This window comes from Streptomyces sp. NPDC005195 (assembly GCF_040608315.1).
Classification (GTDB): Bacteria; Actinomycetota; Actinomycetes; order Streptomycetales; family Streptomycetaceae; genus Streptomyces; species Streptomyces kaempferi.
The window spans coordinates 1-6,651 of record NZ_JBEXHZ010000127.1 but is presented as its reverse complement, the minus strand read 5'-3'; the positions used below and the strand labels follow the sequence as shown (position 1 = coordinate 6,651).

6 protein-coding genes and 1 pseudogene are annotated in these 6,651 nt (G+C 73.1%); all 7 read right to left on the bottom strand.

Translation table 11 applies throughout. The features are described from left to right. Nucleotides 1-292, bottom strand: a 292-nt coding sequence (locus ABZV34_RS36375; RefSeq protein ID WP_356286633.1) for an MFS transporter, incomplete at its 3' end; no start/stop codon positions are given. A gap of 84 nt (nucleotides 293-376) precedes the next feature. Beyond that, complete coding sequence (locus ABZV34_RS36370) at nucleotides 377-1,285, bottom strand: TauD/TfdA family dioxygenase (protein WP_356286630.1); 909 nt, start codon at nucleotides 1,283-1,285, stop codon at nucleotides 377-379. Further along, the gene (locus tag ABZV34_RS36365) at nucleotides 1,282-2,895 is read right to left on the bottom strand and encodes an AMP-binding protein (protein ID WP_356286627.1); all 1,614 of its coding nucleotides are present in this window, start codon (nucleotides 2,893-2,895) and stop codon (nucleotides 1,282-1,284) included. The genes ABZV34_RS36370 and ABZV34_RS36365 overlap by 4 nt, the downstream gene beginning before the upstream one ends. Beyond that, nucleotides 2,885-3,541, bottom strand: coding sequence for a thermostable hemolysin (locus tag ABZV34_RS36360; protein ID WP_356286624.1), 657 nt, complete (start codon nucleotides 3,539-3,541; stop codon nucleotides 2,885-2,887). Before ABZV34_RS36360 ends, ABZV34_RS36365 begins: the two co-directional genes overlap by 11 nt. Before the next feature lie 46 nt (nucleotides 3,542-3,587). After that, a complete protein-coding gene (locus tag ABZV34_RS36355) occupies nucleotides 3,588-4,802 on the bottom strand; it encodes an FAD-dependent oxidoreductase (protein ID WP_356286621.1) in 1,215 nt (404 codons plus the stop codon). 31 nt (nucleotides 4,803-4,833) lie between these two features. Then, nucleotides 4,834-5,826 (bottom strand): aldo/keto reductase, encoded by a 993-nt coding sequence (locus ABZV34_RS36350; RefSeq protein WP_356286636.1) that lies wholly within the window; start codon nucleotides 5,824-5,826, stop codon nucleotides 4,834-4,836. 483 nt (nucleotides 5,827-6,309) lie between these two features. After that, a pseudogene (locus tag ABZV34_RS36345) lies at nucleotides 6,310-6,651 on the bottom strand (ester cyclase); the annotation flags it as partial.

Below are 6,651 nucleotides of genomic sequence, written 5' to 3'. Positions count from 1 at the left end.
GCAGGAAGGTGCGGCGCCTGCCCCAGCGGTCGGCGGTGCGGCCGCCGAGCAGCATGAGGCCGCCGAAGCACAGGATGTAGGAGGTCAGGACCCATTCGATGGCGGTGGGGCCGGCGCCGAGGTCGCTTTGGACGGCGGGCAGGGCGAGGTTCACCACGGTGGTGTCCAGCAGGACCATGAACTGGGCGAGGGCGACGAAGACGAGCAGGCGCCAGCGGCGCGGGTCGGCCGCGGCGCCGTCGGCGTCGGGTGCGCGGTCCGTGGCGCGGGCGGCGGGGTGGTCGGTGGTCATGGCTCCCTCTCGGACGGGTCTGCCTCCCGCCCCGCCTCCGGCGCCGCCCTCCGGGGGCGGGCGGCCGGGAAGGGGGCGGCCCGGTCAGGCGGCGGGTGCCTCGATGTAGCTGAGGGCGTTGTAGATGGTGCGGTCGGGGTCGGTGATGGCGCGCCGGCCGTGCATGACGCGGGTGTTGTCGATGACGGCGGCGTCGCCGTCCTGCCAGTCGAGGTTCTCGGTGAGGCGGGCGGTGACCTCTTCGACCTCGGCGAGCAGGGGTGCGGGCAGTTCGGTGGTGTCGGCGAAGGTGATGGTGGGCTTCTCGTAGTTGAAGGAGGGGCCCAGGATGCTGTTGGCGAAGGAGGGGCGGGGGCCGAAGACGGTGGGGCCGGCGGCGGGGGTGCGGAAGGAGTAGCGCACACCGCCGTCGTCCTGGGGGGTGATCTCGGTGCCGGGCAACTGTCCGGCCAGGGCGAGGAGTTCGCTCACCTGGATCCGGTCGGCGGGCTTGGTGCGGCCCAGCAGGTGGTGGGCCATGGCGCGCCACTGGGGTTCGCCGACGTAGCGGCTGTAGACGATGTCCTGGGCGGCGAAGGCGGTACGGGCCTGGTCGCTGAGGGCGTCCCAGACGCGGTAGCCGTCGCAGACGGTGGTCTGGGAGCCGGTGGAGGCGGCCTTCTCGCAGAAGAACCAGGCGAGGTGGGAGCGGAAGGGGCTGTTGCCGTTCTCGGTGTGCAGGCCGACCTCGTCGAAGCCGGCGTCGACCTTCTGGGCGACCTCGGAGTAGAAGTCGCGGGCGGGGTCGAGGGTGGTGGAGGTGGAGGTGTTCTGGACCAGGGCGGTGAAGGCGTCCATGTCGGCGCCGAAGCCGCGCAGCAGCAGGAACCCGGCCTGGGCGAGGAGGTCGCGCAGTTCCTTGGGGTCGATGGCGTCGAGGCCGCCGGGGCCCGCGGGCTGGACCAGCAGGCCGCTGCCGGTGCCGTAGGGCGTGGTCTGCACAGCCGTGCTCATGCCTTCTCCTTGGTCTGCCGGGGTGCCGCGGCTTCGGCGGGGGTCGGGCCGAGGACGTGGTGGCGGATGACGTCGCGGCGGGGGCGGCCGGTGACGGTGAAGCAGGTGGCGTAGGCGGGGTCGTCCTCGGACATGAGGTGGACGACGGCGGCGCGTTCGATGCCGGAGAGTTTGTGCCGGCCGAATTCGGTGATGCGGCTGCGGGCGGTGTCGGGGTCGAGGGCGGCGTCGATGACGAACAGGCCGTGCACGTCGTCGAGGCCGTCGGCGATGACGGCGGCCTCGCGGATGAAGCCGAGTTCGCGGTAGCGGGCCTCGACCCATTCGGGGGCGACGTTGCGGCCGCCGGCGGTGATGACGAGGTTCTTCTTGCGTCCGGTGATGCGCAGGTAGCCGTCGTCGTCGATCTCGGCGAGGTCGCCGGTGTGCAGGCGGCCCTGGTCGTCGACGACGACGCTGGAGGGGTCCTCGCGGGTGTAGCCGGCGAACAGGGAGGTGCTGCGGATGAGGAGTTCGCCGTCGTCGGCGAGTTCGGCGTGCACGTGGTCCAGGGGGCGGCCGACGGTGCCGAAGCGGACTTCGCCGGGGAAGTTCCAGGACACCACGGAGGAGTTCTCGCTCAGTCCGTAGCCCTCGTGGACGGTCACTCCATAAGCGTGCAGGCGCTGGAGGATCTCGGGCGGGACGGGGGCGCCGCCGCAGGCGATGAAGACGGGGCCGTCGTGGCCGAAGATCCGCCGGTGGCGTTCGGTGACGCTCTCGGCGGGCTGCTGGTCGCACAGGGCGAGGAAGAGGCCGGCGACGGTGGGCGGGACGACCAGGGCGGTGGGGCGGGCCTGGTGCAGCAGGGTGAGCATGCGCGGTGCGGCGTCGGCGGCGGTGCCGACCAGGGCGGTGCCGGGGGGCAGGAAGGACACCGAGCCGCCGGCGAGGAAGGGCATGTAGAGGCCGGCGACCTGTTCGATGAGCAGGCTGAGGGGGACGATGGACAGGTACCGCTCGAAGATCGCCGGGCGGGTGCGGGTGCGCAGCGAGGTGAGCAGTGCGTCCAGGCCGTGCCGGCGGATCTGTACGCCTTTGGGGGCGGAGGTGGTGCCGGAGGTGTGGATGACCTTGACGACGGCGTCGTGGCCGGGGACGGGCGGGTGCCCGGCGGGGGGCCGGGCGAGCAGGGCGGGCAGGTCGAGGGCGGTGGTGGGGCAGCCGGCCGGCAGCACGGGCTCGGTGGTGCTCCAGCGGGCCAGGGCCGCGCTGCCCGCGGTGTCGGTCAGGCACAGGTCGGCGTTCTGCAGGAGGGAGGCGGCCTGCTGGGCGGTGAAGGCGGTGGGTACGGGGATCTCGACGGCGCCGGCGAACAGGGCGGCGAGGTCGGCGGCGACCCATTCGGGTGAGTTCTCGGCGAGCAGTCCCACCCGGGCGGGCCGGCCCAGGGTGCGGGCCAGGCCGGTGAGGTCGGCGGCCAGGGCCAGGGCGGTGCGGATGAGGTCGCGGTAGCTGTGGGCGGTGGCCTCGCCGCCGTCGGCGGCCAGGACGCGGACCATGACGGCGTCGCTGTCGGCCTGGCTGAGCAGTCCGCGGGCCAGGGACAGGGGTGCGGTGTCAGGCGGCACGGGTGAGCACCCCCTGCCGGTCCGGGCGGTTGCTCAGCAGCCGCATGTCGACCGAGGTGAAGCAGTAGCGGCCGATGGCGGCCAGCAGCAGGGTGGACTGTTCGGCGGCCTCGGCGTAGCCGACGACGGGCCGGGTGTCGTAGTAGGTGCCCCAGGCGGCGCGTTCGTCGGCGGGCAGCCGTTCGAGGGAGGCGTCGGCGAGGGGGTGGAAGACGCAGCCGAGGCGCTGCATGAGCGCGGCGAGCCGGCCGGTCATGGTCATCACGGCGTAGGGGCGGCCCAGGCAGGCCATGATCAGCGGGATCGCTTTGATGATCTCGGCGCCGGCGGCGGCCCGTACGGAGGCGATGGAGCCGATCTGCAGGACCTGGGAGCGTTTGACGGGGGTGCCGACGGCCTGGGTGATGACGTCTTCGACGGGAGCGTCGAGATAGCGCTCCAGCAGGATGGTCTCTTCCTCGGGGAAGGACAGGCCGGCGCAGGCGAGGACTTCCTCCTGGCCGTCGGCGGCGGTCTCGAAGAAGGCGAGGAAGCCGTCCGGGTCGGGGGCGATGCTGGCCCGGTACTGCTTGGCGAACACCAGCCGGGCCAGGTCCGCGGCGGTCTGCCAGTCCGGGGTGCCGCGCTCGGACAGGGTGATTCTCATGTGCTGCGCTCCCTAACAGGGTGGGGTGGGACGCGAGGCGGACTCATCACCCGAGCACCGCGGATTCCTGCCCGGGCACCGTGGAGCGGTGCGCGGCGGGCCGGGCGCTGAGGGCGAGTTCCGCGGCCCGCAGGGCGCTGTTGATGGAGGTCTCGGCGAGGATGCCGGGGGCGGCGACGCTGTCGCCGGCCAGGAACACCCCGTCCCCGCGGTCGACGGCGGGCCGGTCGCGCCAGCTGAGGCCGGGCAGGTCGAGGGCGCCGGTGCGGCCGCGGGAGACGCCTTCGCGGCGCCACAGGATGCGCTGCTGCCAGCCGGGGGTGGTCAGGTCGAAGAGTTTCTCCAGGCGGGCCAGCGCGTCGGCCTTCGACTCGCCGGGCCTGATCGGCATCTGTCCCTGGAACAGGGCCTGGCCTTCGGGGGCGAGGGAGGGGTCGTGGTCGGAGTACTGGGAGGTGAAGCCGCCCTCGTCCATGTCGAAGGAGACGTTGCCGTCCTTCTTGGAGTGGGTGACGGCCATGTCGAGCAGGGCGGCGGTGCCGCTGGGCCACTGCAGGGAGTCGTCGCCGAGCAGGCTGCGGGCGGCGGCGAGGGAGGTCGCGACGATGACCGGTCCGCCGGTGGGCAGTTCGCTCAGCCGGGAGCCGGTCTCGATGACCACGCCGCGGGCGCGGGCGACGCGTTCCATCCGTGCGATCAGCGCGCCCCAGCCGCCCATGAAGTAGCGGCTGGGCAGCGGGAAGCGAGGGGTGCCCACGCGCAGCAGGCGTTCCCACACGAAGGCCGCCGAGAGGCGTCCGGGGTCGCCGTCGAAGAGGATCGGGCCGAGGAAGCCGAGGGCCTCGTCGACGGTCTGCTGGGCGAAGCGTTCGCTCGCCCAGTCCTGGAAGGAGCGGTCGACGGGGACGTCGATGCCGCGGTGCATCCAGGTCATCCTCATGTAGCCGCCGGGCAGCGTCATCCGCAGCCGGCCCTGGTGGCGGAAGCGCATCCGGGTCCACTCGTGGAAGGACAGCCGTACGTAGCGGCCGGCCAGTCCGCGCCGCAGCAGCCAGTGCCAGGCGTCGCCGTTGTCGAAGAAGGTGTGGGGGCCGTCGTTGGTGACGTAGGGGCCGGAGGCGGAGCGGGCGCGGCCGCCCGCGTGGGAGTGGGCCTCGTGGACGGTGACGCGGGCGCCCTGTTCGGCGGCGGAGATCGCCGCGGTCAGGCCGGCCAGTCCGCCGCCGATGATCGTGATGTTCGCCATGGTTGTCGCTCTCACTCGTCTTCGAAGGTCCGCGGCCGGTCGGGGCTCAGCCGTCGAGCGTGGCCATGGCGCCGACGGGATAGCGGTCCCCCACCGTGGAGCCGTGGGGGGCGATCTCGTCGAGCGCCCTGAGGTCGTCCGCACTGAGGGTCACGTCGCTCGCGGCGAGGTTCTCCTGGAGGTACGGGACGCGCTTGGTGCCGGGGATGGCGACCACGTCGTCGCCCTGGGCGAGCACCCAGGCCAGGGCGAGCTGTCCGGCGGTGATGCCCTTGGCCGCGGCCAGGTGCTGCAGCTGTTCGACGACGTGCAGGTTCTGGTCGAGGTTGCCCTGCTGGAAGCGGGGCGCGACGCGGCGGAAGTCGTGTTCGGCCAGGCCGTCGAGGCTGCGGATGCGGCCGGTGAGCAGGCCGCGGCCCAGCGGGCTGTAGCCGACGAAGCCGATGCCCAGTTCACGGACGGTGGCGAGGACTCCGTTGGCCTCGACGTCGCGGGTGGACAGGGAGTACTCGGTCTGTACGGCGGCCAGGGGGTGTACGGCGTGGGCGCGGCGGATGGTGGCGGCGGACGCCTCGCAGACGCCGAGGTGGCGCACCTTGCCGGCGTCGACGAGTTTGGCGAGCGCGCCGATGGACTCCTCGACGGGCACGGCGGGGTCGACGCGGTGCAGGTAGTACAGGTCGAGGTGGTCGGTGCCCAGCCGGCGCAGGGTGCCCTCGACGGCGGTGCGGATGTAGTCGGGACGGTTGTTGAGGCGGCCGGTGATGGTGCCGTCCTCGGTGATCTCGTTGCCGACCTTGGAACAGACGACGACACGGTCGCGGCGGCCGGCGATGACGCGGGCGACGAACTCCTCGTTGCTGTGCGGGCCGTAGAAGTCGGCGGTGTCGAGGAAGGTGACGCCCAGTTCCAGTGCCCGGTGCGCGGTGCGCAGTGCCTCCTGGTCGTCGGCGGGGCCGTAGGCGAAGGTCATGCCCATGCAGCCGAGTCCCTGTTCGGAGACCGCCGGCCCCTGGGTGCCGAGTGTTCGTTGCCGCATCATCGGTTCCTTCCTGAGCCGTGCGGGCGGTTGTCATCCCCGGGGGTCGCCGGTGCCGGCGGCACCCGGGAATTAGCAGTGACAGTATTGATGCCCTTGCTAGAGAAGTACTGGGGCCGGGCGGCCCGCGGCCCGCTCACCAGGTCCGGCCGGCTTGAACCGGGACTCGCTCACCGGCGCCGACTCCCCCGGGCCGGAGGCCCGTTCACCGGTCCCCGTTCCCGTACGGGGCGCCTGCTCCCGTGGACCGGGGCCCTTTACGGGCGCCGACTCCCCTGAGCCGGCGGCCCGTTCACCGGACGCTTCCGCCAGGGCCCGTGCGCGGACGCCACATCCCTTGGACCCGGGGCCCGTTCATCGGCAGCGGCTCCCGTGCGGGGGCACCGGCTCCCGTGGACCGGGGTCCGCGCGCACGGCCGGTTCGCGGGGGCGCGGGGGCCGGCCCGGCGGCGCGTTCGCGAGGGACGACGGCCGGGTGTCGGGTCAGTCGGCGGCAGCCAGTTCGCTGGTGACGGAGGCCCAGGTGTGGGCGGTGCCGGTGGTGGCGCTGTCGGCGAGGCGGGACCAGGGGTCGGTGCCGAGGATCTCGGTGGCCTGTTCGCGCAGCCAGTGGTCGAAGGGGTCGGCGGAGGTGAGCAGGCGGCGGGCGGCGGCCTGCGGGTCGCGGGCCTCGATCTGGTGGACCAGGATGTCGCGGCCGTCGAGGGGGCGCAGGTCGAAGGACTCCTGGAGGATGCCGGCGCGGCGCCGGGAGGCCTCGTAGGCGTGCAGCCGCGGTCCGGTGAGCTCGGTCTGCAGGCGGCGCCAGTCCTCGGCCGCGCCGCC

Bases quoted from the DNA above. Each gene is read 5' to 3' on its own strand.
- ABZV34_RS36370 (WP_356286630.1), bottom strand. From the start codon at position 1,285: ATGAGCACGGCTGTGCAGACCACGCCCTACGGCACCGGCAGCGGCCTG.
- ABZV34_RS36360 (WP_356286624.1), bottom strand. From the start codon at position 3,541: ATGAGAATCACCCTGTCCGAGCGCGGCACCCCGGACTGGCAGACCGCC.
- ABZV34_RS36350 (WP_356286636.1), bottom strand. From the start codon at position 5,826: ATGCGGCAACGAACACTCGGCACCCAGGGGCCGGCGGTCTCCGAACAG.